The following is a 23,184-nucleotide window of genomic DNA, read 5'->3' as shown; positions in this document are numbered from 1 at the left end:
TGATCGTGCGTCAACGTTCGCTCATAGCCATCACGGCTGCGCTCACCGCGGGAGCCCTGTCGCTCACCGCCTGTGGCTCGCGCGACGACAAGAACAGCGAGGCCTCGGGCGGCGCCGGCACCACAGTCGTCATCGGCATCGATGCGCCGCTGACCGGTGAGCTCTCCGCCCTCGGTCTGGGCATCAAGAACTCTGTCGACCTCGCCGCCAAGCAGGCCAACGCCAAGAAGTTCGTTGACGGCGTGACCTTCAAGGTCGAAGCCTTCGACGACCAGGCCCAGCCGTCCTCCGGACAGCAGAACGCCACCAAGTTCGTTGCCAACAAGGACGTCCTCGGTGTCGTCGGCCCGCTGAACTCCTCCGTCGCCGAGTCCATGCAGAAGGTCTTCGACGACGCGAAGCTGGTCCAGGTCTCCCCCGCCAACACCAACCCGGCCCTGACCCAGGGACCGAAGTGGAACGGTGGCGAGAAGGCCCGTCCGTACAAGTCGTACTTCCGCACCGCGACCACGGACGCCATCCAGGGCCCGTTCGCCGCGCAGTACCTCTTCAACGACGCCAAGAAGAAGAAGGTCTTCGTCATTGACGACAAGAAGACCTACGGCGCCGGTCTGGCCGCCACCTTCAAGGCGGAGTTCACCAAGCTCGGCGGCGCCATCGCCGGCGAAGAGCACGTGAACCCGGACACCAAGGACTTCGCGGCGGTCGTCACGAAGATCAAGAGCTCCGGCGCCGACGTCGTCTACTACGGCGGCGAGTACCCGGTGGCCGGCCCGCTCAGCAAGCAGATCAAGAAGTCCGGCACCGCCATCCCGCTCGTCGGCGGCGACGGCATCTACAGCGCCGACTTCATCAAGCTGTCCGGCAAGGAGGGCGTGGGCGACCTCGCCACCTCCGTCGGCGCCCCGGTCGAGACTCTGCCCTCGGCCAAGGAGTTCGTGGCCAACTACAAGGCCGGCGGCTACAAGGAGGCCTACGAGGCCTACGGCGGCTACTCCTACGACTCCGCCTGGGCGATCATCGAGGCCGTCAAGAAGGCCGTCGACGCCAACGACGGCAAGCTCCCCTCCGACGCCCGCTCCAAGGTCCTCGAGGCCATGCAGGGTGTCTCCTTCGACGGTGTGACCGGCAAGGTCGCCTTCGACGAGTTCGGCGACGCCACCAACAAGCAGCTCACGGTCTACAAGTACGAGGGCGCTGCCTGGAAGGCGGTCAAGTCCGGCACGTTCGCCGGCTGATCCTCGGCCCTTCACCCACCAGCCGCGCGGGGCGCTGCAGCACAGCGCCCCGCGCGGCGTCACATCCGTCGAAAGACTCGGAGGACCTGCGGTGCACGAACTGCCGCAACAGCTGGTCAACGGCCTGCTACTGGGATCCATGTACGGGCTCGTCGCCATCGGCTACACGATGGTTTATGGCATTGTCCAGCTCATCAACTTCGCCCATGGCGAGATCTTCATGACCGGTGGCTTCGGAGCCCTCACGGTCTGGCTCATCCTTCCCACCGGCACCACGATGTGGCTCGCCCTCCCGCTCATGCTCGTCGGCGCGATCATCGTCGCCACGACCATCGCGGTTGGGGCCGAACGGTTCGCCTACCGCCCCCTGCGTGGCGCGCCACGTCTCGCCCCACTCATCACCGCCATCGGCCTCTCGCTCGCGCTCCAGCAGGCGGTGTGGGCCTGGTACCCCGAGGCGAAGTCCTCCCGCACGTTCCCCGAGATCCCCGGCGGTCCGTTCCACATAGGTGACGTGACCGTCCAGACCGGTGACATCTTCCTGCTGGTCGCCGCCCCGATCTGCATGGCGATCCTGGCCTTCTTCGTCATGAAGACCCGGACCGGCCGCGGAATGCAGGCCACGGCGCAGGACCCGGACACCGCGAAGCTCATGGGCATCAACACCGACCGCATCATCGTGGTCGCGTTCGCCCTCGGTGCCGCCTTCGCCGCCGTCGGAGCCGTCGCGTACGGCCTCAAGTACGGCGAAGTGAACTTCCGTATGGGCTTCATCCTCGGCCTCAAGGCATTCACCGCCGCCGTCCTCGGCGGCATCGGCAACATCTACGGCGCCATGCTCGGCGGACTCGCCCTCGGTCTCGCCGAGACCATGGCCACGGCCTACATCAGCGACATCCCCGGCATGGAACTGCTCGGCGGCCAGTCCTGGGCCGACGTCTGGGCATTCGTACTTCTCATCGTCGTGCTCCTGGTGAGGCCACAGGGTCTTCTCGGCGAGCGCGTCGCGGACAGGGCGTGACACCGATGACGACAAACACCACCACCCCGGACATCAAGTCCACCACCGTCGGTCCCCGTGGCCTCGTCTCCATCCCGGCCCACATAGGCCGCGCGCTGGCGACGGGCGGCGGTGCCCTCACCGTCGTCTCGGCCTTCCTCTCCTGGACCTGGACCGCTGCCTTCCCCGGTAACCTCACGGTCTACGGCTACCCCGGCGGCCTCCAGGTGCTCGTGCTCATCGCGGGCGCCCTCACCACGCTGTTCGGCCTCTCGTCGTACGGCGTCAAGGGCCTCGGCTGGCTGACCCCCGCGGGGGCGGACAGCGCGATCAAGCTCGCGGCACTCGCGGCCTTCGCCACCGGCTGGTACACCCTCATCGCGATCAGCTACCAGCTCGGCGGACTCGCCAACCTGGAGCCCGGCGGCTTCCTCGTCGGCATAGCCACCGTCACCGCCCTCATCGGCGCCTTCGCCCTGCCGTTCGAGCGCCCCGTGCCCGACCCGGTGGACCCCGAGGACACCTCCTGGGACCAGACGAAGACCGGCCTGCGCAACAACTGGTCCAACTTCAAGGCGGCGTTCGCCACCGGCACCACGGCACCCGCCCGCACGCTGCCCTCCTACGTGGAGATCCTGATCATCGTCGCGGCCCTGTCCGTCGGCCTGATCGTCTTCACCTACGGCATCGGCACGGAGTACGACGAGCTGTTCGTCGGCTTCCTCATCACCGCAGCCTTCGGCTTCGCGGCGATCGCCAAGGCAGGCCTGACGGTCCGCCTGTCGGCGATCACCTCCCGCCACCGCAACGTGACCATGGCGGGAGCCTTCGCCGCCGCCGCCGCGTTCCCCTTCACCCAGTCCGACGACCAGTACGCGACGATCGGCGTCTACATCCTGATCTTCGCCACCGTCGCCCTCGGCCTGAACATCGTCGTCGGCCTCGCCGGACTGCTCGACCTCGGCTACGTCGCCTTCCTCGGTGTCGGCGCCTACGCCGCCGCCATGGTCTCCGGCTCGCCGTCCTCGCCGTTCGACGTCCACTTCCCCTTCTGGGGAGCGGTCCTGGTCGGCGCCGGCGCCTCGATGGTCTTCGGTGTCCTCATCGGCGCACCGACACTGCGACTCCGCGGCGACTACCTGGCCATCGTCACGCTCGGCTTCGGTGAGATCTTCCGCATCACCGTCAACAACCTGGACGGCACGTCCGGACCGGACATCACCAACGGTTCCAACGGCATCTCTTCGATCCCGAACCTCCAGATGTTCGGCTTCGACTTCGGGCTCGAGCACAACATCCTCGGCGTCACCATCGGCCGGTTCGCGAACTACTTCTTCCTGATGCTGCTGATCACCCTCATCGTCGTGGTGGTCTTCCGGCGCAGCGGTGACTCGCGCATCGGCCGTGCCTGGATCGCCATCCGCGAGGACGAGACCGCGGCCCTGGCCATGGGCATCAACGGCTTCCGGGTCAAGCTCATCGCCTTCGCCCTCGGCGCCACGCTCGCCGGCCTCGCCGGCACCGTCCAGGCCCACGTCACCTACACCGTGACACCCGAGCAGTACCAGTTCGCGCACGTCGTCCCGCCGAACTCGGCCTTCCTGCTCGCCGCGGTGGTCCTCGGCGGCATGGGAACGATCAGCGGTCCGCTCGTCGGCGCCGCACTGCTCTACCTCATCCCGGCCAAGCTGCAGTTCCTCGGCGACCTCCAGCTCCTCGCCTTCGGTCTGGCGCTCGTCCTGCTGATGCGCTTCCGGCCCGAGGGACTCATCCCGAACCGGCGCCGTCAGCTCGAATTCCACGAATCCGCGGACGCGCCCACAGTCCTCAGCAAGACAGGGGTCTGATCCATGACCACCGACACCACGACGAAGGGCACCTCGCCGGCCACCACGCCCGGGGAGACCGTCCTCGACGCCCGCGGCGTCACCATGAGGTTCGGCGGACTCACCGCCGTGCGCTCGGTCGACCTCACCGTGAACAGCGGCGAGATCGTCGGACTCATCGGCCCCAACGGCGCCGGGAAGACGACGTTCTTCAACTGCCTGACCGGTCTCTACATCCCCACCGAAGGCGAAGTCCGCTACAAGGGCACTGTCCTGCCGGCCAAGTCCTTCAAGGTCACCGCGGCCGGCATCGCCCGCACCTTCCAGAACATCAGGCTCTTCGCCAACATGACCGTTCTGGAGAACGTGCTCGTCGGACGCCACACCCGCACCAAGGAGGGCCTCTGGTCCGCCCTGCTGCGCGGCCCCGGCTTCCACAAGGCCGAGGCCAAGTCGCGGGCCCGCGCCATGGAACTCCTGGAGTTCGTCGGACTCGCCTCCAAGGCCGAGCACCTCTCGCGGAACCTGCCCTACGGTGAGCAGCGGAAACTGGAGATCGCCCGCGCCCTCGCCAGCGAGCCCGGGCTGCTGCTCCTCGACGAGCCCACCGCGGGCATGAACCCGCAGGAGACCAGGGCCACCGAGGAACTCGTCTTCGCCATCCGCGACATGGGCATCGCCGTCCTCGTCATCGAGCACGACATGCGCTTCATCTTCAACCTCTGCGACCGGGTCGCCGTACTCGTCCAGGGCGAGAAGCTCGTCGAGGGCGACAGCGAGACGGTCCAGGGTGACGAGCGCGTGATCGCCGCCTACCTCGGCGAGCCCTTCGAAGGCGCCCCCGGCGCCGAAGAAGTGGCCGAAGTCGAAGCGGCGGAATCCGGCTCCGCCGAGTCAGCCAGCAAGGAGAACGACTGATGACCGCACTTCTCGAAGTCGAGGACCTGCGCGTCGCCTACGGCAAGATCGAGGCCGTCAAGGGGGTCTCGTTCTCCGTCGAGGCCGGCGAGGTCGTCACCCTCATCGGCACCAACGGCGCCGGGAAGACCACGACGCTGCGCACCCTCTCGGGTCTCATCAAGCCGCTCAGCGGCCACATCAAGTTCAACGGGAAGTCCCTCCGGAAGGTCCCCGCCCACCAGGTCGTCTCCCTCGGGCTGGCCCACTCCCCCGAGGGACGGCACATCTTCCCGCGGATGACCATCGAGGACAATCTGCGGCTCGGCGCCTTCCTCCGGAAGGACACCGAGGGCATCGCCAAGGACATCCAGCGCGCCTACGACCTCTTCCCCATCCTGGGCGAACGCCGTAAACAGGCCGCGGGAACCCTCTCCGGCGGTGAGCAGCAGATGCTCGCCATGGGACGCGCGCTGATGTCACGGCCCAAGCTGCTCATGCTCGACGAGCCCTCCATGGGTCTCTCGCCGATCATGATGCAGAAGATCATGGCGACGATCGTCGAGCTCAAGGCACAGGGCACCACGATTCTGCTCGTCGAGCAGAACGCCCAGGCCGCGCTGTCGCTCGCCGACCAGGGTCACGTCATGGAGGTCGGCAACATCGTGCTCTCCGGCACGGGGCAGGACCTGCTGCACGACGAGTCCGTCCGCAAGGCGTACCTCGGCGAGGACTGACCCACCGCACCCTCGCACGGAAGGGCCCGCACCCCAGGATCAGGGGGTGCGGGCCCTTCCGTATGGCCTGCGCTTTCGTACGGCGGGCACGGGGCGATGCGGGCTACTGCCCCTTCGCCGCCTTCTTCTCCTCCGCGTCCTCGATGACCGCCTCCGCCACCTGCTGCATCGACAGCCTGCGGTCCATCGAGGTCTTCTGGATCCAGCGGAACGCGGCCGGCTCCGTCAAGCCGTACTGCGTCTGCAGAACGCTCTTCGCGCGGTCCACCAGCTTGCGCGTCTCCAGCCGCTGCGAGAGGTCCGCGACCTCCTTCTCCAGCGCCTTCAGCTCCGTGAAGCGGGACACCGCCATCTCGATCGCGGGGACCACGTCGCTCTTGCTGAACGGCTTCACCAGGTACGCCATCGCCCCGGCGTCCCTGGCCCGCTCCACGAGGTCGCGCTGCGAGAACGCGGTCAGCATCAGCACCGGCGCGATGGACTCCTCGGCGATCTTCTCCGCCGCCGAGATGCCGTCCAGGACCGGCATCTTCACATCGAGGATGACCAGGTCGGGCCGGTGCTCCCGGGCGAGCTCGACCGCGCGCTGTCCGTCGCCGGCCTCACCGACAACCGCGTAGCCCTCTTCCTCCAGCATCTCTTTGAGGTCGAGACGGATGAGGGCCTCGTCCTCCGCGATCACGACGCGGGTGGTCAGCGGGGGGACGTGCGACGCGTCGTCGTCGGTGGGGGGCTGGGGAGAGTCGGGGGCGGTCACGTGGGCTCCTTGGTGCGGCGCAGATACAGCTCCCCAAGAGCCTACCGAGCTGCGGTAGGGTGGGGGTTCAGTGGTCGAGGGTAACCTTTGATTGCGCCAGCCCCGGTAGCCCAATTGGCAGCAGGCAATGGATTCAAAACCCATACAGTGTCGGTTCGAGTCCGACCCGGGGCACTTTTCCTTCACTTCCAAGGTCACGCGGGAATCGCGATTCTCAGCCCGATTGTGTGACCGTTCCCGGATCGGCCACCAGGGCGCCGCACCCCGGCCAAACTCGGTCGTATGTACGACCTCGAATGCCGCAGGCGGGTGCTGACACTCGCTGCGCAGGGCCGAAGCCTGAACTCCATCAGCAAGGAAACCGGTGTTTCCCGCTCGACCGTACGATCCTGGCTTCTGCGACCCACCCCTTCCGGCGAGAGCACGCGCTGCCCGCGGTGTGCCGACATTCCCGGGCCTCCCGCGGAAGTTGCCGCCTACTCCTACCTCCTGGGGCTCTACCTCGGTGACGGCTGCATCAGCTCGCTGCGCTCCGGCGTGCACTCCCTCCGTATCGCCTGCGCCGATGCCTGGCCCGGTCTCATCGATCTCTGCGCCGAGAGCATGCGGGCCGTCCGCCCCGGCAACAAGGTGATGCGTGTGCGGAGCGAGGGCTGCCAGTACGTGACGGCCTACAGCAAGCACTGGCCCTGCCTGTTCCCCCAGCACGGCCCCGGCAGGAAGCACCAGCGCGCGATCGCCCTCGAGCCCTGGCAGCAGGAGATCGTGAACGCGCACACCTGGGACTTCCTACGCGGGCTCGTCCACTCCGACGGTTGCCGGATCATCAACTGGACGACCCGGCTCGTCGACGGCGAGCGCAAGCGCTACGAGTACCCCCGCTACTTCTTCACCAACACCTCGACCGACATCGTCGGACTCTTCACCGACGCCCTGAACAGGGTCGGCGTCGATTGGAAGTCCGCGAACCAGTCGCGCGACGCGCAGAACATCTCTGTCGCCCGCCGGGCATCCGTCGCCCTCATGGACCGCCACATCGGGCCGAAGTACTGAGCAGCGCGCCCGCACTCCGGCCCATGTCACCTACGCCGGGCTGTCGTCCTCGCCGATGTGGTGCACCCGCACCAGGTTCGTGGAGCCCGCGACACCCGGCGGTGAGCCCGCCGTGATCACCACGATGTCGCCCTTCCGGCAGCGGCCGATCTTCAGCAGCTCCTCGTCGACCTGGGCCACCATCGCGTCCGTGGAGCCGACGTGCGGGCCGAGGAAGGTCTCCACTCCCCAGGTGAGGTTGAGCTGGGAGCGGGTGGCCGGGTCGGGGGTGAAGGCCAGCAGGGGGATCGGGGAGCGGTAGCGGGAGAGTCGCCTGACCGTGTCGCCCGACTGGGTGAACGCGACCAGGAACTTGGCGCCCAGGAAGTCGCCCATCTCGGCGGCCGCGCGCGCCACCGCGCCGCCCTGGGTGCGGGGCTTGTTGCGGTCGGTCAGCGGCGGAAGGCCCTTGGCGAGTACGTCCTCCTCGGCCGCCTCGACGATGCGGCCCATGGTGCGGACCGTCTCGACCGCGTACTTGCCGACGCTCGTCTCGCCCGACAGCATCACGGCGTCCGTGCCGTCGATGACGGCGTTGGCCACGTCGGAGGCCTCGGCGCGGGTGGGGCGCGAGTTCTCGATCATCGAGTCCAGCATCTGTGTCGCCACGATGACGGGCTTCGCGTTGCGCTTGGCCAGCTTGATCGCGCGCTTCTGGACGATCGGCACCTGCTCCAGCGGCATCTCGACGCCCAGGTCGCCGCGGGCGACCATAATTCCGTCGAACGCGGCCACGATGTCGTCGATGTTGTCGACGGCCTGCGGCTTCTCCACCTTGGCGATGACCGGGAGCCGGCGTCCCTCCTCCTCCATGATGCGGTGGACGTCCTCGATGTCCTTGCCGCTGCGGACGAAGGAGAGAGCGATGATGTCCGCGCCGATCCGCAGGGCCCAGCGGAGGTCGTCGATGTCCTTCTCGGACAGGGCGGGGACGGAGACGGCGACGCCGGGGAGGTTGAGGCCCTTGTGGTCGGAGACCATGCCGCCCTCGATCACGGTGGTCGTGACCCGGGGACCGTCGACCGCCGTCACTTCGAGGGCGACCTTGCCGTCGTCGACGAGGATGCGCTCACCCGTGGTGACATCGGCGGCGAGTCCGTCGTAGGTGGTGCCGCAGACGTGGCGGTCGCCCTCCGTCGGCTCGACGGTGATCACGAATTCGTCGCCGCGTTCAAGCAGTACGGGACCTTCGGCGAAGCGTCCGAGGCGAATCTTCGGACCTTGAAGGTCGGCGAGGACACCGACGCTGCGGCCCGTTTCGTCGGACGCTTTGCGTACGCGCTGATAGCGCTCCTCGTGCTCGGCGTAGGTGCCGTGGCTGAGGTTGAATCGGGCGACGTCCATTCCGGCTTCGACCAGTGCCTTGATCTGGTCGTACGAGTCGGTGGCGGGCCCCAGAGTACAAACGATTTTTGCTCGGCGCATGGTTCGAGCCTAGAGCTTACCGACGGGTAGACAATTGGTCGGGCATGACTACTCAACAACCTTTACGTGAAGGCTTATTGACAAGTGTTGAATTGTGCGCGGGGGCGCTCCGATGAGCAATTGCGCCGATCGGTGCGCCCGGCCGTCACAGTACCGGCGGGGTCATGGTGAAGCGGGCGTTGACCTGCGCGTAGACCGTCTGCCGCTGTGGTTCGAGGTCGAGGGCGGGGGCCATCTCGGCGCTGTCGGCCGCTCCGTAGGCGGCCATGCGCATTCCGCCCGGGGCCGGTGGCACTCCGTAGCCGACGGCGTTCTCGGCTCCGAGGTCGGCGAGTTCCACCAGCGCGGCGAGTCGTGCGCCGAGGGCCTCCGCGTACTCCCGGGCGCGCTGGACGGCTTCGAGCACCGCCTGTCGGCGGGCTTCGCCGTGGGCGGGTGAGTCGGGGCGCAGCGCCCACCAGGGTCCGTCCACCCGGGTGAGTTCGAGATCGGCGAGGCGGGTGGTGAGTTCGCCGAGCGCGGTGAAGTCGGAGAGTTCGGCCGTGATGTGCACCCGGCCGTGGTAGGCGCGGATGCGTTCGGCGCGGCCGTGCCGGGTGAGTTCGGGGGTGATGGAGAAGGCGCCGGTCTCCAGTTTCTCCACGGCGTCGCCGTAGGACTTGATGAGGTCGAGGACCGCTGTGTTGCGGTGGGTGAGGTCGTCGAGTGCGGTACGCCGGTCGGTGCCGCGTGCGCTCACGGCGACGCCGATCCGCGCGATCTCGGGGTCGAACTCCAGGCGGGCCTCGCCGCGTACGGCTACCCGCGGGGTCTCGGGGGTGCCGTACGGCGCGGCGGTGGGCGGTGCGTCGGTGGTCACGGTGGCTCCCTCGTACGGCGTGGTCGTGCCGGCGGACGTGTCCGACACTCTCGCATCCCGGGTGGTACGTCCGGCGGACACCAGATCGCAACCCGCGGGGGGGTGTCGCCCGACACCGCCCCTGGGCCAGAATCTACGCGCGTTGTTGCCTGTGGTCCGAGAGAACGAGGGATACGAAATGCCGCTGAACCGTAGGACTTTCCTGGAGCGATCCGCCGCCGCCGGGGCCGGAGTGGCCGTCGCCGGCAGTGCCGCCGTGCCCGCCGCGGCCGACGAGCGCGCCTCCGGTCGTCCGCCGAAGCGGTACTCGTTCACCGTCATGGGCACCACCGATCTGCACGGCAATGTCTTCAACTGGGACTACTTCACCGACAAGGAGTTCGACGACAAGGCGCACAACGATGTCGGCCTGGCGAAGATCTCCACGCTGGTGAACCGGATCCGCGAGGAGAAGGGCCGGCGCAACACGCTGCTCATCGACGCCGGTGACACCATCCAGGGCACCCAGCTGTCGTACTACTACGCCAAGGTCGACCCGATCACCGCCAGGCGCGGCCCGGTGCACCCCATGGCGCAGGCCATGAACGCGATCGACTACGACGCGGCGGCGCTCGGCAACCACGAGTTCAACTACGGCATCCCGGTGCTGCGCAAGTTCGAGGAGCAGTGCCGCTTCCCGCTGCTCGGCGCCAACGCGCTGGACGCCAAGACGCTGCGCCCGGCGTTCGCGCCGTACAGCATGCACCGGATGTCCACGCCGTGCGGCCGGGACGTCAGGGTCGCGGTCCTCGGGCTCACCAACCCGGGTATCGCCATCTGGGACAAGGCCAATGTGCAGGGCAAGATGGTCTTCCCGGGTCTGGAGGAGCAGGCCGCCAAGTGGGTGCCGAAGCTGCGTTCCATGGGCGCGGACGTCGTCATCGTCTCCGCCCACTCGGGCTCCAGCGGCACCTCGTCCTACGGTGACCAGCTGCCGCACATCGAGAACGCGGCCGGTCTGGTCGCCGAGCAGGTGCCCGGTATCGACGCGATCCTCGTCGGTCACGCGCACACCGAGATCGCCGAGTACTTCGTCACCAACAAGGAGACGGGTGCGAAGGTGGTGCTCTCCGAGCCGCTGAAGTGGGGCCAGCGGCTCACCCTGTTCGACTTCGACCTGGTGTGGGGCAAGGGCCGCTGGACGGTGGAGAAGGTCGGCGCCCAGGTGCTGAACTCGAACACCGTCGAGGAGGACCCGGAGATCACCCGGCTGCTCGGTGACGAGCACAAGAAGGTCGTCGCGTACGTCAACCAGGTCATCGGCACCTCCGTCACCGCGATGACCACGGCCGATGCGCCGTGGAAGGACGAGCCGATCATCGATCTGATCAATCACGTCCAGCAGGAGACGGTGAAGGCGGCGCTGGCCGGCGGTCAGTGGGCGGCGTTGCCGGTGCTCTCGCAGGCGTCCTGCTTCTCGCGGACCGCGGCGATCCCGGCCGGCGAGGTGACCATCAAGGACGCCGCCGGGCTGTACCCGTTCGAGAACACCCTGGAGGCGCGGCTGCTCACGGGCACGCAGCTGAAGGATTATCTGGAGTTCTCGGCGCGGTACTACGTGCAGACGCCGGCGGGCGGCCCGGTGGACACGGCCAAGCTGACGAACGCCGACAACACGCCGGACTACAACTACGACGCGATCTCGGGTCTGACGTACGAGATCGACATCGCGAAGCCGGCGGGTTCGCGGATCGCCGCGCTGTCTTTCGACGGCAAGCCGATCGACCCGGCCGCGCGGTTCGTGCTCGCCGTGAACAACTACCGGGCGAGCGGCGGCGGCAACTTCCCGCATGTGGCGGGCTCCCAGCAGCTGTGGGCGAACTCGGAGGAGATCCGCAACACGATCATCACCTGGGTGACGGCGAAGGGCACGGTGGACCCGGCCCAGTTCGCGTCGGTGGGCTGGAAGCTGACGCGTGAGGGCACTCCGGTCTTCTGACCGCTCGCGTCCGCGTGACAGGACGTCACAGGAGGCGTTCAGTTTCCCTGGGCGAGGGGCGTGAGTGCCATCGCCTGCCCGGGGACCCTGGGCGCCTCCCGGCGTTCCAGGCCGAAGCTGGTGAAGGCCGTGCGCCGGGGCATGGGGTAGGGCTCCTTGCCGGTCAGGGAGTTGAGGATGCCGGCGCTGCGCCAGGCGGCGAGACCGAGGTCGGGCGCGCCGATGCCGTGGCTGTGCTTCTCGGCGTTCTGCACGTACACCGAGCCGGTCACCGATTCGTCCAGGACGAGCTTGAACTCGGCGTCGACGCGCGGCCGGCCGGAGGCGTCGCGGGAGACGTACGGGTCCAGTCCGGCGAGCATCCGGTCGACGGAACGCTCGCGGTAGCCCGTGGCCAGGACGACGGCGTCGGTGGTGAGGCGGGAGCGGGTGCCCTGCTGGACGTGTTCCAGATGGAGTTCGACCTTGGTGGTGGCGACCCGGCCCGCGGTGCGGACGCCGACACCGGGGGTCAGGACGGCATCGGGCCAGCCGCCGTGGAGGGTCCGGCGGTAGAGCTCCTCGTGGATGGCCGCGATGGTGTCGCTGTCGATGCCCTTGTGGAGCTGCCACTGCTGAGGGACGAGCCGGTCGCGGGTCTGCTCGGGCAGGGCGTGGAAGTAGCGGGTGTAGTCGGGGGTGAAGTGCTCCAGGCCGAGTTTGGAGTACTCCATGGGCGCGAACGCCTCGGTGCGGGCCAGCCAGTGGAGCTTCTCCGCGCCGGCGGGGCGGGCCCGCAGCAGATCGAGGAAGACCTCGGCGCCCGACTGTCCGGAGCCGATGATCGTGATGTGTTCGGCCTCCAGCAGCCGTTCCCGGTGGTCGAGGTAGTCCGCGGAGTGGATCACGGGGACGGCGGGGGCTTCGGTGAGCGGGCGCAGCGGTTCGGGGACGTACGGTTCGGTGCCGACGCCGAGGACGATGCTGCGGGCGTAGCTGCGGCCGAGTGCCTCGGCCTCGCCGTCGGCATCGAGCTGGGTGAAGTCGACCTCGAACAGAGCGCGTTCGGGGTTCCAGCGGACGGCGTCGATCTGATGGCCGAAGTGCAGGCCGGGGAGGTTGTCGCTGACCCAGCGGCAGTAGGCGTCGTACTCGGCACGCTGGATGTGGAACTTCTCGGCGAAGTAGAAGGGGAACAGCCGCTCGCGGGCGCGCAGATAGTTCAGGAAGCTCCAGGGGCTCGCCGGGTCGGCGAGGGTCACCAGGTCGGCGAGGAAGGGGACCTGGAGGGTGGCGCCCTCGATCAGCAGGCCGGGGTGCCAGCTGAAGGAGGGCCGCTGTTCGTAGAAGGCGGTGGTGAGTCCGCCGTGGACGCCGTCGGCGAGGGCCGCGAGGGACAGGTTGAACGGGCCGATGCCGATGCCCACGAGGTCGAGGGGCTGGGTGGCCCCCCAGGTCCCCTCGGAGTCGTGGGACGGTTCGGGTGCGGGCGTACCGGTCATCTGTGGGTGCTGCCTTCCACGAGTTCGAGCAGTTTTTCCAGGTCGCCGGTTGTGGCGTGCGGGTTCAGGAGGGTGGCTTTGAGCCAGAGGCGGCCGTCGGCGCGGGCGCGGCCGAGCACGGCACGGCCTTGGGTGAGCAGGAGGCGGCGGATCTGCGCGGTCTGCTCGTCGTCGGCCGCGACGGGCCGGAACAGCACTGTCGAGAGGGCGGGCCGGTCGTAGAGCTCCAGGCCGGGGTGCTGGTCGACGAGGTCCGCGAGCTGAGCGGCGACGGCGCAGGTGCGGTCGACGAGTTCGCCGAGTCCGGCGCGGCCGAGGGCTTTGAGCGTGACGGCGACCTTGAGGACGTCGGGCCGCCGTGTCGTGCTCAGCGAACGGTCGAGCAGGTCGGGCAGTCCGGCCTCGGTGTCGTCGTCGGCGTTGAGGTACTCGGCCCGGACGCCGAGCGGTCCGAGACGGGACCGGTCGGACACCGCGAACACCCCGGCGGCGACGGGCTGCCAGCCGAGTTTGTGCAGGTCGAATGTGACGGAGTCGGCGCGCTCCAGGCCGGCCAGCAGGCCCCGGTGCCGGTCGCTGAACAGCAGCGGACCGCCGTAGGCCGCATCGACGTGGAGTTCGGCGCCGTGGCGCACGCAGAGGTCGGCGATCTCGTGCAGAGGATCGATTCGCCCGGTGTCGGTGGTGCCGGCGGTGGCGACGACGAGGCAGGGTGCCGGGAGATCGGTGAGTGCCTCGTCGAGACCGGCGGGGTCGAGCACACCGGATCCGGCGGGGACGACGACCGGCTCGGGCAGTCCGAGCAGCCAGGCGGCCCGGTGCACGGAGTGGTGGGTGGCGGCGCCGCAGATCACCTGGACCGCGCCGTGCCGTTCGCGGGCGAGGAGCAGCCCGAGCCTGTTGGACTCCGTGCCGCCGGTGGTGAACAGGGCGTCGGGGGCGGACGCCTCGGGATAGACCTCGTGCGCGAGTGCGCGGGCGACGGCGGTCTCCAGCTCCGAGGCGGCGGGTGCCTGGTCCCAGGAGTCCATGGAGGGATTGAGCGCGGAGGCGGCGAGATCGGCGGCGACGGCGAGAGCGAGGGGCGGGGTGTGCAGATGCGCCGCGCACAGGGGATCCGCGGGGTCGGCGGCGCCGTGCGTGAGGGCGCGTACGAGGCTGCGCAGCGCCTTCACGGCGCCGGTGCCCTGCTCGGGGAGAACGGACCCCGCGGCCTCCCGCAGCCGCGCGGCAACCGGCCCGGGCCCGCCGGGCGACAAGGGCCCATCCCGGTCCGCGGCACCGTCCCGGAGCGCGTCGAGCACGATGTCGACCAGTGGTCGCAGGGCGTCGGGACCTGTGGTTCCTCCCGCGAGAAGCGGCGTACTCATGGAGGGTCCTTCGGGTGTCGCCGGGCTGGTCACCCCGGGGGATGAAGGTGCGCACGATGCTCAACGACGGGGACGGGCAAGGGGTATTGGCGCGCGGGGAAGGTGAGGGCGCGGGGGTGCGGCCGGGGGGCCGCGCCCGGCGGCGTGCCGGTGGTGTTCGGCGGCTTGTCCGCGCGCCGGGGTGCGGGGCGGGGTTCAACCGGTGGCCGGGCGCGGGTGTTTGGGGCCGGCGCCTCCGCGTCAACCGGGGCTGGTGGGGCGGGTAGGTCTGAAGGGGCGTGCGGGGCAGCATGGGCGGCACCCGCGACCGTCGAAGGTCACCCGCGACCGGGACGAGGAGGTCTGCAGGGTGCGGCTGTGCGGCCGGCGGCCGGGGGCGGGGGCGGGGGCGGGGGTTCGCCGGGACCCGCGGTACTGGGGTCCAAACGGGGCAGCGTGGGCGGCACCCGCGACCGGAATGAGGGGCAGCGGGAGGCGGCGGTGCGTAACAACCGGTGGCCTGGCGGTGGGGTTCGCCGGGACCCGCGGGGCTGAGGCCCTATGGGGCAGCGTGGGCACCCGCACCCGTCGACCCGCCACCAGGCGCTGGGGCTTGCGGGGCAGATTGGGCGCACTCGAGCGCCAACCCGCCACCGCCACACCTGGGTTCATCAGGCGGAGCTTCGCCCCGGGCATCAACGCGCCACCGGACAATGGGTGCGGGCGCGCCCCGCAGCGCGCCCCCGGCCTGTCCCCTAACCCTCCTGCACCGACAGCGCCCTGCGCAGATCGTCCAGCTGGTCCGCAAGCTTGCGGCGCAGGGCCGGGATCATGTCCGCGTCGCGCAGGCAGCGTTCACCCAGTTCCAGCGTCTGTGCGTCGACGGCGTGGAGCGGGAACGCCCACCGGCCCGCCGCCTCCGCTATCGCCGGGCCGCGGCGGCCGGCCAGTGCCACCGCGTCGTCGAAGTACCGGGCCACGTACTCCCGTACCAGGTCGGCCTGTTCCGGCTGCCAGAAGCCCTGCGCCGTGGCGGTGAAGAGGTAGTTGGAGAGCGAGTCGGAGATGAACAGCCCCTCCCACGCGGCCTCCTTCGCCTCCGGGGTGGGCAGCGCGGCGCGGCAGCGGGCCGCGCCCTCCTGGCCCGTCGCGCTCGGGTCGCGGTCCAGTTCGGCCGCGATCGCCTTCTCGTCCGTCTCACCGAGGACGGCGAGACGGTAGAGGATGCGCCAGCGCAGCTCCGGGTCGAGTTCCGGTCCGCCGGGCACGCTGCCGTCGGCGAGCCACTCCTGGATCGTCTCGGGCTGGGCGGCCGCGTCGATGAAGTGGCGTACGGCTGTCAGCCGCAGTCCGGCGTCGCTGCCGTCCTCGGTGCGGCGCAGCAGGTCGCGGCAGATGTTCCTGATGGCGCTGAGCGCCGCCGGGCGCTCGTCCGCGGGCGAGAGGCGGTCGGCGATCTGGGTGGCGGCGAACGCGAGCACGCCCTGCACCACGGCGAGGTCCGACTCGCGCGGCAGGTGTGCGCGGGCGGCCTCCAGATAGGCGGCCGGGGCGAGGTCGCCGTCGCGGACCATGTCACGGGCCGCGTTCCACACGACGGTGCGGGTCAGCGGGTCCGGGACGGCGGACAGCGAGCGGACGGCGGTGTCCCAGGAGGCGGGGTCGAGACGGATTTTGGCGTAACTGGCGTCGCCGTCGTTGAGGACGACGAGGGCCGGGCGCCGGCCGGGGCGGGAGCCGTTCTCGCTGTGCGGGACGTCCAGTTCGAAGCGGTCGCGCAGGACGAGGGCGGACGCGTCCACGGGGTCGGCGTCGTACGCGCCGACGGCGATGCGGTGCGGGCGGTTGCCGTCCTGGGCGACGGCGAGCGACCAGGTGCCGTTCGCGTCGGTCACGGTCGAGGTGAGCGTGTCGACGCCGGTCGTCCGCAGCCAGGACTCGGCCCAGCCGTGCACGTCGCGGTCGGTGGCCTGGGCGAGGGAGTCGATGAAGTCGGCGAGGGTGGCGTTGCCGAACTTGTGACGGGTGAAGTGGGTGTTGATGCCGGCGAGGAAGTCCTTCTCGCCCATCCAGGTCACCAGCTGGCGCAGCGCGGACGCGCCCTTGGCGTAGGAGATGCCGTCGAAGTTGAGCATCGCGGACGCGGTGTCGGGGACGGCGTCCGGGTCGGGTGCGACGGGGTGCGTGGAGGGCCGCTGGTCGGCGTCGTAGCCCCAGGACTTGCGGCCGATGCCGAAGTCGACCCAGGTGTCGGTGAAGCGGGTGGCCTCGGTGAGGGTCTGGTAGCCCATGTACTCGGCGAAGGACTCGTTCAGCCAGATGTCGTCCCACCAGCGCAGGGTGACCAGGTCGCCGAACCACATGTGCGCCATCTCGTGGGCGATGACCATGGCGCGGGTCTGCCGCTCGGTTTCGGTGACGGCGGAGCGGTAGACGAACTCGTCGCGGAAGGTGACGAGTCCCGGGTTCTCCATCGCCCCGGCGTTGAACTCGGGCACGAAGGCCTGGTCGTAGGAGTCGAAGGGGTACGGCTCCTCGAACTTCTCGTGGTACCGGTCGTAGCACTGGCGGGTGATCTCGAAGATCTCGTCGGCGTCCGCGTCCAGGTAGGGGGCGAGCGAACGCCGGCAGTGTATGCCGAAGGGCAGTCCCGCGTGCTCGGTCAGGACGGAGTGCCAGGGGCCCGCGGCGACGGCGACGAAGTAGGTGGCCAGCGGCGGGGTGGGGGCGCAGGTCCAGCGTCCGTCGCCGAGGTCGGTGGCGATGGAGTTGCCGAGGACCTTCCAGCCGGCGGGCGCGGTGACGGACATGTCGAAGACGGCCTTGAGGTCGGGCTGGTCGAAGGCCGGGAAGACGCGCTGGACGTCCTCCATGAACAGCTGGGTGTAGACGTAGGTCTCGCCGTCGGTGGGGTCGGTGAAGCGGTGCATGCCCTCACCGGTGCGGGAGTAGCGCATGCTCGCGTCGATGTTCAGCTCGTGCTCGCCGGCGCTCAGGCCGCGCAGCGCGAGCCGGTTGCCGGTGAGCGTCTCGGGGTCGATCGGCTGCCCGTCCAGGGTGACGGAGCGCAGCACGTCCGGCTTGATCTCGACGAAGGTGTCCCCGTCCGCCCGCGCGGTGAAGTGGATGACGGTACGGGAGTCGAAGGTCTCCTCCCCGGTGGTCAGATCGAGGTCGATCGTGTACCGGTGGACGTCGAGGAACTGGGCACGGGTCTGCGCTTCGTCGCGCGTCAGGACGGACATGGGGGCCATGCTGCCTGATGGGTCCGCTCCCGCACACGGGGTATCGGTTGCGCTGAGAGCGCACGCCCCGCGCGATGCGCAATCCTCCGGTGGTCTCTCCGCGGTACGGCGTCGGGGGCGCCGCGCCTGTCTCAGGACGTCTGCGCGGCGCGGCATCCGGGTCGGTGGCGCCCGTCTCAGGTCATCCGCGCGGCGCGACATCCCCGTGGGTGGCGCCTGCCCCGGGGGCGTCCGCGCGGCGCCGCGTCCGGGTCGGTGGCGGTCGTCTCAGGTCATCCGCACGGCGCCGCGTCCGGGTCGGCGGCGATCGTCTCGTGGTGGCGGATCACCTCGGCGATGATGAAGTTCAGCAGCTTCTCGGCGAACGCGGGGTCCAGCCTGGCGCTCTCCGCGAGCTGGCGCAGCCGCTCGATCTGGCGGGCCTCACGGTCCGGGTCGGCGGGCGGCAGATGGTGCTGGGCCTTGAGCCGGCCCACCTGCTGGGTGCACTTGAAGCGTTCGGCGAGCATGTGGACGACGGCCGCGTCGATGTTGTCGATGCTCTCGCGCAGACGGTTGAGCTCGGCCCGCACGTTCTCGTCGATGTCCCTGGTGGTCATGGTCAGCGAGCTTACGACGATCACGTGGAGATCGTCGGGGGGTGTTCGGGGTCCGGGACGCGGTTGCTCCAGCCGCCCGGGACGGCGCGTCCCTGCTGGGCGCGGAAGCGGACGGGCGCGGCTCCGACACGTCGGGTGAACAGCCGGGAGAAGTAGGCCGGGTCCTCGTAGCCGACGCGGCGGGCGACGGCGGCGACGGGGAGTTCGGTCGCCACGAGCAGTTCCTTGGCCCGGCCCAGCCGGATGCCGAGGAGGTAGTCCTTGGGGCTGCACCCGGCGCCCCGGCGCACGGCGGCGCGCAGCTCCGCGGGGGTCATGCCGTGGCGGGCCGCGTGCTCGGCGACCGACAGCGGCTGGAAAGCGTCGCGGGCGAGCGCGCCGAGTACGGGGTCGCCCTCGGCGTTGGTGTCGGCGCGGGCGCGGCGCAGGGCGACGAGGAGTTCGTGCACGGCGGCGCCGGTCTCGACCTCCAGGAGCGGATTGCCGCGGCGGGCGGCCCGGGCGATGCGACCCACGGCGGCGCGCGGGGCGGCGGTGTCGCAGAGCGGAACGACCGGCCGGTCGGGTTCGATGTAGCCGAGTTCGGTGTAGGTGGCGGTGGCGGGGCCGGAGAAGTCGACGAAGCTCTCGTCCCAGCCGCCCGCCGGGTCGGGGCCGTAGTGGTGGGGCACTCCGGGTGTGAGCCACAGCAGGGCGGGCGCGGTGACGGCCGTGCGCTGTCCGTCCGGTTCGCGGAACCAGCCGCTGCCCGCGCTGATCACGACGGCCACGTGGTGGTCCAGGGTGCGGGGCCCGACGGTGGGCAGCAGGCCGTGCTGGAGTCCGACGCCGAGGCAGACCAGGCCGAGCCGCTGGTGCACGTCGCCGGGCGTGAAATAGCGCATCCAGGTGTGGTACATCCGCTTTCGTCCTCTCCCTGGCCGCCATCAGCCTGCGCGTGCGTCCAACCAGCGCCGATCTTTGTCCATGGATTCCTTCGCCGCCAGGGGGCGATGGTGAGCCGGGCGGGGTGATCGGGCGAGGGGTGGGACGTGACGGAGTTCACGGTCGGTGACGAGGATTTTCTGCTGGACGGGCGGCCGGTGCGGCTGCTGTCGGGAGCGCTCCACTACTTCCGGGTGCACGAGGGGCACTGGGACCACCGGCTGGCGATGCTGCGGGCGATGGGCCTCAACTGTGTGGAGACGTACGTCCCGTGGAACCTCCACGAGCCGGCGCCGGGCCGCTATGCCGACCCGGAGGCGCTGGGACGGTTCCTGGACGCGGCGCACCGGGCGGGACTGTGGGCGATCGTGCGGCCGGGGCCGTACATCTGTGCCGAGTGGGAGAACGGCGGGCTGCCGCACTGGCTGACGGGTCGCCTCGGCCGGCGGGTGCGCACCGACGACGCCGAGTATCTGGGGCATGTGGAGCGCTGGTTCACCCGGCTGCTTCCGCAGGTCGTGGCGCGGCAGGCGGACCGCGGCGGCCCGGTGATCATGGTGCAGGCCGAGAACGAGTACGGCAGTTACGGCACCGACCGCGGCTATCTGCGCCATCTCGTGGACCTGCTCGGGGGCTGCGGGGTGACCGTGCCGTTGTTCACGTCCGACGGGCCCGAGGACCACATGCTCACCGGCGGCTCGGTGCCGGGTGTGCTCGCGACGGTGAACTTCGGGTCCAGGGCACGCGAGGCCTTCGCGACCCTGCGCCGTCACCGCCCCGGCGGACCGCTGATGTGCATGGAGTTCTGGTGCGGCTGGTTCGACCACTGGGGCGAGGACCACTGCGTACGCGATCCGGCGGATGCGGCCGGGGCGCTGCGGGAGATCCTGGACGCGGGGGCCTCGGTCAATGTGTACATGGCGCACGGCGGTACGAGCTTCGCCGGCTGGGCGGGGGCGAATCGCTCGGGCGAACTCCAGGACCAGGTGCTCGAACCGACCGTCACCTCCTACGACTACGACGCCCCGATCGACGAGACGGGCCGTCCCACGGAGAAGTTCTGGCGGTTCCGCGAGGTCCTGGAGCCTTACGGGGACGGCCCGTTGCCCGATGTGCCGCCGGATCCCGCCGTACTGGGCGCCGCGGTGGTAGCGGAGTTCGACGGCTGGGCGCCGCTCGGTGACGTCCTGGAGGTGCTCGGCGACGAGGAGAGCGAGGGTCCCGTGCCGCCCACCTTCGAGGAACTGGGCGTGGACCGCGGCCTGGTCCGCTACCGCGTACGGATTCCGGGGCCCCGCCGGCCGTACCCGCTGCGCGTGGCGGGGCTGCGTGACCGGGCCGTCGTGCACGTCGACGGGGCCCCGGCGGGGGTGCTGGGCGGGGAGGACGAGGCGCTGGCGGCGCCGGTGGCGGGGCCCGCTGACGTGGACCTGTGGGTGGAGTCGCTGGGGCGGGTCAACTACGGGCCGCGGACGGGCGAGCCGAAGGGGATCACCGGCGGGGTGCTGCACGAGCGCCAGTATCTGCACGGGGTGCGGGCGTGCGGGCTGCGGCTGGACGCGTTCGGTGCCGCCGCGGTCGCGAAGGTGCCGTTCCGGGCGGCCGAGGCGGGTGCCGCGGGTCTGTACCGTGGCTCGGCCTTCGTCGATCACGAGGGGGACGCGCGTTTCGCACTCCCGGGCTGGACACGGGGGTTCGTGTGGGTGAACGGCTTCTGCCTCGGCCGCTACTGGGCCGCGGGGCCGCAGCACTCGCTCTTCGTCCCCGGGCCGGTGCTGCGGGCGGGGGCGAACGAGGTGTGGGTGCTGGAGCTGGAGGGGGCGGGAGCGCCCGCCGGGTCGTTCAGCCCGGTGTGACGTCCTGGCCGGTGATGCGGTCTAGAACGTCCTGGTAGACGGAGCGTCGGTCGGGGCGTGCGTGGTCCAGGGCGTGCCGGAGGGCGGGGACGGCGGGGGTGCCCCACAGGGTGAGCCCGTCGGCGGCAGCCGTGCGGACGACGGGATGCGGGTGTTCGAGCAGTCCGGTCACCACCGGGATCGCGGACGTCCAGCGCGCATGGCACACGGCCCGGATCGCCATGCGCCGTACGTCCGGCTGCGGGTCGTGCAGCAGGACCGACACCTGTCCGAGATGGGTCTCGCGGTCGAAGACCGCCCGCGAGGTCCGGTAGGCCTGGAGACGGACCTTGGTGCGGGGGTGCTCCAGCAGTGCGCCGATCACCTCCCGCAGTCCGCGGTCCTCCTCGGTGGGTTCCTCGGACGGAACGGGGTGTTTTCCGGCGGCCGGGCCTTTGTGTTCCTCGATCAGCCGCAGGAGGGCCCGGCGTAGCTCGTCCGGGGAACCGGTACGCGCCAGGGCGGGCAGTTCGGCGCGGGCGGCGGGCCGCCGTCCGGGTCTCGCGCGTCCGGGTCTCGCGCGTCCGGGTCTCGCGCGTCCGCCACCTCCGTGACGATGCGCAGCAGCAGGTCCGTGAGGACGGGCAGGGTCGCGGCATTGCCGTTGGCGGCCAGCCGGCACAGCGCCGCCACGGGAAGGCCGGGGTCGAGACGGGAGCCGAGGAGCGCCAGTTCGCGGTCGTCGGGCCCGCCGAGGTCCGCCGCGACACGGTCGGGCAGATCGGTGGGATCGAGCCGTCCGAGGATGCGGCGCCGCAGGTCCGGATCCTCGTTGAGCAGCCACAGCACCTCCAGGGCGTGGTGACGTACGGCGCGGAGATGGGGCACGACGACACCCGCGTCCCCGTCCCCCTGCGGCCCGGCCGCCGGCCCTCGCGCGCCGGCTCCGCCAGCCCGAGTCCACGGGCGAGACCGCCACCGTCCGCGGGCCGCCGATGGCCTCCAGCGTGTGCAGGGCGGCCTCGGGCACGGATGGCAGGAGACCGAGCACCGTCTCTTCCGCGTCCGTATGCCGCAGTGCGCGGATCGCGTCGAGGTACGGCTCCGGCCTGGCGGCGAGCGGCAGTTGGCGGATGACGGCCTCACCGACCGGCAGATCCCCCGCCCCCTGGGCGGCCAGCGCGACCAGCAGATCGAGCCGTCGCCGGCTCCGGTCGTCGGGCGCGGTCTTCGTCAGCTCGCGGAGCACCGCCCGGCGGCAGGTGAAGAGGACCGTCGCGACCTCGTCGGCCGGAATGGAGTGGTCGGCGAGCGCGAGAGCGACGACGGCGGGGACGTCCTCGTCCTGCGCGAAGTGTCCGCGCCGGTGCAGGGTGCCCAGACAGGTCATGACCGGTCCGCCGAGCAGCAGGGGGTCTGTTCCGGCGAGCGCCGTCAGTGCTCCGATGTCGTCGCGTCCTGCCGGGTCCCCGAGGAGTTCCAGGCTCCGTTGCCGCAGTGCGGGCGGCAGGCCGGCGTCCTCGGCGACCTGGCGCAGCAGGTCCGCGTGTCCGTGCCGGGCCGCTGCGGCGAGTGCGGCGGTGGCCACCTCGGGCCGGGCCGGGGACGATACGGGGGTGAGGAACGGCGCGAGGCGCGGCAGCGGGAACGGTTCGAGCGCCGCCCACGGCTCGGCGAGTTCGCTCAGCGCCCCGGCCACGACGCCGGCGCCGCTCCCGCCGAGCAGGGCGGCCAGCCGGGCGCGCACCAGCGACGGCCTCAGCAGTCCGGCGTGCAGCCCTTCGCGGAGCAGACGCAGCGCCTCGCCCTGCACCACGGGGTCGTCGGTTTCAGCCAGTTCGGTGACCAGCCGTTCGGGCCTGTGTGCTCGAGTGCACGCGTCTCCCGCAGCGCCTGATAGAGCAACTCGTCCCGCGGCTGCGTGCGTACGGCCTGCGGACGG

At 70.4% G+C, this 23,184-nt stretch carries 19 protein-coding genes and 1 tRNA gene; 10 read left to right on the top strand and 10 right to left on the bottom strand.

From position 1 onward, the window contains the following. Positions 1 to 5: 5 nt before the first annotated feature. The 5 genes from ABTX78_RS26750 to ABTX78_RS26730 all read left to right on the top strand — a co-directional run bounded on the left by ABTX78_RS26750 (position 6) and on the right by ABTX78_RS26730 (position 5,698). Complete coding sequence (locus ABTX78_RS26750) at positions 6 to 1,238, top strand: branched-chain amino acid ABC transporter substrate-binding protein (protein ID WP_352209337.1); 1,233 nt, start codon at positions 6 to 8, stop codon at positions 1,236 to 1,238. 91 nt (positions 1,239 to 1,329) lie between these two features. After that, positions 1,330 to 2,259: a branched-chain amino acid ABC transporter permease gene (locus tag ABTX78_RS26745; RefSeq protein WP_352209336.1), complete on the top strand. Its 930-nt coding sequence runs from the start codon at positions 1,330 to 1,332 to the stop codon at positions 2,257 to 2,259. A 5-nt stretch (positions 2,260 to 2,264) separates the two neighbouring features. After that, complete coding sequence (locus ABTX78_RS26740) at positions 2,265 to 4,085, top strand: branched-chain amino acid ABC transporter permease (RefSeq protein WP_352209335.1); 1,821 nt, start codon at positions 2,265 to 2,267, stop codon at positions 4,083 to 4,085. 3 nt (positions 4,086 to 4,088) lie between these two features. Next, the gene (locus ABTX78_RS26735) at positions 4,089 to 4,982 is read left to right on the top strand and encodes an ABC transporter ATP-binding protein (protein ID WP_352209334.1); all 894 of its coding nucleotides are present in this window, start codon (positions 4,089 to 4,091) and stop codon (positions 4,980 to 4,982) included. Then, a complete protein-coding gene (locus ABTX78_RS26730; RefSeq protein WP_352209333.1) occupies positions 4,982 to 5,698 on the top strand; it encodes an ABC transporter ATP-binding protein in 717 nt (238 codons plus the stop codon). Before ABTX78_RS26735 ends, ABTX78_RS26730 begins: the two co-directional genes overlap by 1 nt. 103 nt (positions 5,699 to 5,801) lie before the next feature. On the opposite strand, the gene ABTX78_RS26725 is transcribed toward ABTX78_RS26730, so the two are convergent. Next, positions 5,802 to 6,455, bottom strand: coding sequence for an ANTAR domain-containing response regulator (locus ABTX78_RS26725; protein ID WP_352209332.1), 654 nt, complete (start codon positions 6,453 to 6,455; stop codon positions 5,802 to 5,804). Between the two features lie 99 nt (positions 6,456 to 6,554). On the opposite strand from ABTX78_RS26725, the gene ABTX78_RS26720 reads away from it, so the two are divergent. Together ABTX78_RS26720 and ABTX78_RS26715 are read left to right on the top strand one after the other, a co-directional pair. After that, positions 6,555 to 6,629: transfer RNA gene (locus ABTX78_RS26720), tRNA-Leu, on the top strand. A gap of 108 nt (positions 6,630 to 6,737) precedes the next feature. Then, positions 6,738 to 7,508 (top strand): helix-turn-helix domain-containing protein, encoded by a 771-nt coding sequence (locus ABTX78_RS26715; RefSeq protein ID WP_352209331.1) that lies wholly within the window; start codon positions 6,738 to 6,740, stop codon positions 7,506 to 7,508. A gap of 30 nt (positions 7,509 to 7,538) precedes the next feature. Here the strand turns inward: ABTX78_RS26715 and pyk are convergent, their stop codons facing one another. Continuing rightward, positions 7,539 to 8,972, bottom strand: coding sequence for a pyruvate kinase (gene pyk / locus ABTX78_RS26710; RefSeq protein ID WP_352209330.1), 1,434 nt, complete (start codon positions 8,970 to 8,972; stop codon positions 7,539 to 7,541). Positions 8,973 to 9,117: 145 nt separating this feature from the next. Then, the gene (locus ABTX78_RS26705; RefSeq protein ID WP_352209329.1) at positions 9,118 to 9,831 is read right to left on the bottom strand and encodes an SIMPL domain-containing protein; all 714 of its coding nucleotides are present in this window, start codon (positions 9,829 to 9,831) and stop codon (positions 9,118 to 9,120) included. Positions 9,832 to 10,009: 178 nt separating this feature from the next. On the opposite strand from ABTX78_RS26705, the gene ABTX78_RS26700 reads away from it, so the two are divergent. Beyond that, positions 10,010 to 11,809: a bifunctional metallophosphatase/5'-nucleotidase gene (locus ABTX78_RS26700; RefSeq protein WP_352209328.1), complete on the top strand. Its 1,800-nt coding sequence runs from the start codon at positions 10,010 to 10,012 to the stop codon at positions 11,807 to 11,809. A 38-nt stretch (positions 11,810 to 11,847) separates the two neighbouring features. Here the strand turns inward: ABTX78_RS26700 and ABTX78_RS26695 are convergent, their stop codons facing one another. From ABTX78_RS26695 to ABTX78_RS26675, 5 genes are all read right to left on the bottom strand, one after another. Next, entirely contained in the window at positions 11,848 to 13,290 is a 1,443-nt protein-coding gene (locus tag ABTX78_RS26695) for a lysine N(6)-hydroxylase/L-ornithine N(5)-oxygenase family protein (protein ID WP_352209327.1), read from the bottom strand. Continuing rightward, positions 13,287 to 14,660, bottom strand: coding sequence for a pyridoxal phosphate-dependent decarboxylase family protein (locus ABTX78_RS26690; protein ID WP_352209326.1), 1,374 nt, complete (start codon positions 14,658 to 14,660; stop codon positions 13,287 to 13,289). The genes ABTX78_RS26695 and ABTX78_RS26690 overlap by 4 nt, the downstream gene beginning before the upstream one ends. A 734-nt stretch (positions 14,661 to 15,394) precedes the next feature. Then, positions 15,395 to 17,884 (bottom strand): aminopeptidase N, encoded by a 2,490-nt coding sequence (gene pepN, locus ABTX78_RS26685; RefSeq protein ID WP_352209325.1) that lies wholly within the window; start codon positions 17,882 to 17,884, stop codon positions 15,395 to 15,397. Positions 17,885 to 18,156: 272 nt separating this feature from the next. Next, positions 18,157 to 18,483 carry a chorismate mutase gene (locus ABTX78_RS26680; RefSeq protein ID WP_352209368.1) on the bottom strand — a complete coding sequence of 109 codons (327 nt, stop codon included), beginning with the start codon at positions 18,481 to 18,483 and terminating at the stop codon, positions 18,157 to 18,159. Between the two features lie 20 nt (positions 18,484 to 18,503). Next, a complete protein-coding gene (locus tag ABTX78_RS26675) occupies positions 18,504 to 19,382 on the bottom strand; it encodes a helix-turn-helix domain-containing protein (RefSeq protein WP_352209324.1) in 879 nt (292 codons plus the stop codon). 132 nt (positions 19,383 to 19,514) lie between these two features. Here ABTX78_RS26675 and ABTX78_RS26670 point away from each other — a divergent pair, with 132 nt between their 5' ends. Continuing rightward, a complete protein-coding gene (locus ABTX78_RS26670; RefSeq protein ID WP_352209323.1) occupies positions 19,515 to 21,263 on the top strand; it encodes a glycoside hydrolase family 35 protein in 1,749 nt (582 codons plus the stop codon). On the opposite strand, the gene ABTX78_RS26665 is transcribed toward ABTX78_RS26670, so the two are convergent. Both ABTX78_RS26665 and ABTX78_RS26660 read right to left on the bottom strand, forming a co-directional pair. After that, positions 21,250 to 21,627, bottom strand: coding sequence for a HEAT repeat domain-containing protein (locus tag ABTX78_RS26665; RefSeq protein WP_352209322.1), 378 nt, complete (start codon positions 21,625 to 21,627; stop codon positions 21,250 to 21,252). The two genes, ABTX78_RS26670 and ABTX78_RS26665, sit on opposite strands and share 14 nt — an antisense overlap. An 83-nt stretch (positions 21,628 to 21,710) precedes the next feature. Further along, positions 21,711 to 22,130, bottom strand: a complete 420-nt coding sequence (locus tag ABTX78_RS26660; RefSeq protein ID WP_352209321.1) for a hypothetical protein — start codon at positions 22,128 to 22,130, stop codon at positions 21,711 to 21,713. A 121-nt stretch (positions 22,131 to 22,251) separates the two neighbouring features. Here ABTX78_RS26660 and ABTX78_RS26655 point away from each other — a divergent pair, with 121 nt between their 5' ends. After that, positions 22,252 to 23,139, top strand: a complete 888-nt coding sequence (locus tag ABTX78_RS26655) for a hypothetical protein (protein WP_352209320.1) — start codon at positions 22,252 to 22,254, stop codon at positions 23,137 to 23,139. The last annotated feature ends 45 nt before the right edge of the window (positions 23,140 to 23,184 follow it).

Origin of the sequence: Streptomyces sp. NPDC096193, from assembly GCF_040302905.1 — a bacterium.
Taxonomy (GTDB): domain Bacteria; phylum Actinomycetota; class Actinomycetes; order Streptomycetales; family Streptomycetaceae; genus Streptomyces.
The sequence above is the reverse complement of the archived record's forward strand: the minus strand, read 5'-3'. Positions and strand labels throughout refer to the sequence as shown.